Origin of the sequence: Mycobacterium sp. (assembly GCF_049683935.1) — a bacterium.
Classification (GTDB): domain Bacteria; phylum Actinomycetota; class Actinomycetes; order Mycobacteriales; family Mycobacteriaceae; genus Mycobacterium.
Genome location: NZ_JBAUJR010000175.1, coordinates 1 through 1,993 on the forward strand (window position 1 = coordinate 1; position 1,993 = coordinate 1,993).

The 1,993-nt window shown below is 66.6% G+C and carries 1 protein-coding gene; it reads left to right on the top strand.

The features are described 5' to 3' along the window. Positions 1 to 216 precede the first annotated feature (216 nt). Positions 217 to 1,993: MobF family relaxase (gene mobF, locus WA965_RS09855; protein ID WP_526447441.1), on the top strand; the 1,777-nt coding region annotated here is incomplete at its 3' end.

The following is a 1,993-nucleotide window of genomic DNA, read 5'->3' on the forward strand; positions in this document are numbered from 1 at the left end:
GTTAGGCCGATGCAGACCCTTCGCAATCCAAGCGTGCCGTCACCATTATGCGATCATGCCCAACAGAACCAAGGGGCATTTGTCCCAAACGAATACGTCCCCTGCGCCAGTAGGTTTGGTAACGGCGCCCGGGAATGTTGGCTCTGGTGGTGGTGGTTTCCCTGCCCGGCTCCGTACCTTTCGGCGCATGCGGGTGGATCGGCGCGACCGGCGGTGATGACGCTGCACAAGCTGACCGCCGGGGACGGATACCTGTACCTGGTGCGCCAAGTCGCGGCCGCCGACAGCACCGAACGGGGCCGCTCCACCCTGGCCGACTACTACTCGGCCAAGGGCGAATCTCCGGGCCGCTGGGTGGGCCGTGGCCTGGCCGCTCTGGCCGACACCGGCGCCCGCGAGGTCAGCGACGCTGTGCGCCAACAGGTGTGGACCGTCGAAGAAGGTTCGACGGTCACCGAAGCTCAGATGAAGGCGCTGTTCGGGGAAGGTTTGCACCCCAACGCCGACAAGATTTCGGCCCACGTTTCTGGGCGTCTGGGTGTGCAGCCGTCGATCGCAGCCGCCCAGTTGGGCCGCAAGTTCGCCGTCCGCGACGAGAGTTCAGAGTTCGTGCGTCGTGTCGGGAAAGCGTTTCGCGCTTACAACACCGAAAGCGGTGTCCCGGCCAATGTTAGCCTCGGTGACGACGTGCGTGCGGGCATCCGCACGCGGGTGGCCACCGAGCTGTTTGGTGAGCAGTACGGTCGCCCGCCGGCCGATGATCGGGAGCTGTCGGGGTTCATCGCGCGGGCCACGCGGGCGCGCACCACGGCGGTGGCCGGCTATGACCTGACGTTCTCTCCGGTGAAGTCGATTTCAGCGCTGTGGGCCATTGCCCCACCAGATGTGGCCGCCCAGATCGAAGCCGCCCACGACGCCGCAGTGGCCGACGTCCTGGAGTGGCTGCAAGACAACGCCGTATTCACCCGCACCGGCACCAACGGTGTCGCCCAGGTCGACACCGAAGGCCTCATCGCCACATCGTTCACCCACCGCGATTCCCGCGCCGGAGATCCCGACCTGCACACCCACGTCGCGATCTCCAACAAGGTGTCCCACATAGACGCCAACGGGGTCCGGCGATGGCTGGCGCTGGATGGTGAACCGCTGCACCGAATCACCGTCGCGGCCTCGGAGTTGTACAACACCCGCATGGAAGCCCACACCATCGACCGGCTCGGTGTGGACTTCGTCGAGCAGGCCCGCGGGCGAGGTAAGCGGGCGGTCCGCGAGATCGCCGGAATGTCGATGGAATTGATGTCGCGGTGGTCGAGTCGCGGCATCGCGATCAAGGCCCGCACTGCCGAGCTGGCCAAGCAATTTCAGCACGATCACGGCCGCGAACCCACCACCATCGAGTACCTCGCGCTGGCCCAACAAGCGACGCTGGAAACGCGCGAAGCCAAGCACGAACCGCGCTCGTTGGCCGAGCAGCGCGACACCTGGCGCAACCAAGCCGTCGAGGTGCTCGGCCACGACGGTGTGGACCGCATGCTGGGCGACGTTCTGACCCCGCGTCGCGCCCAGAAGACACCGGAAATCACCGCGGAATGGGTGGCGTCGCGTGCTGTCGCACTGATCACCACGGTGGCCGAAACACGCGCGACATGGCAGGCCCACCACGTGCGTGCCGAGGCCCTGCGGGTGGTCCGCGCCGAGGGTGTCGCACACGTGGCCGGCCTTGTCGAACGGCTCACCGATACTGCACTTTCCGAAGCGTTCTCGGTGCCTCACGCCCGCGTCGAGGATGGCGAGGTGGGTGAGCCTGTCGCATTGCGTCGTCGCGACGGTTCGAGCGTCTACACACGCCACGGCGTAGCGAGCTACACCAGCCGCGAAGTTCTCGCCGCAGAGCAGCGCATCCTGGCCGCTGTCGCACGCTGCGACGGTCGTATGGCGACGGCGTCCGAGGTCGATCTCGCGCTGTCAGATTCGGCCGCCCGCGGCAAGCCAC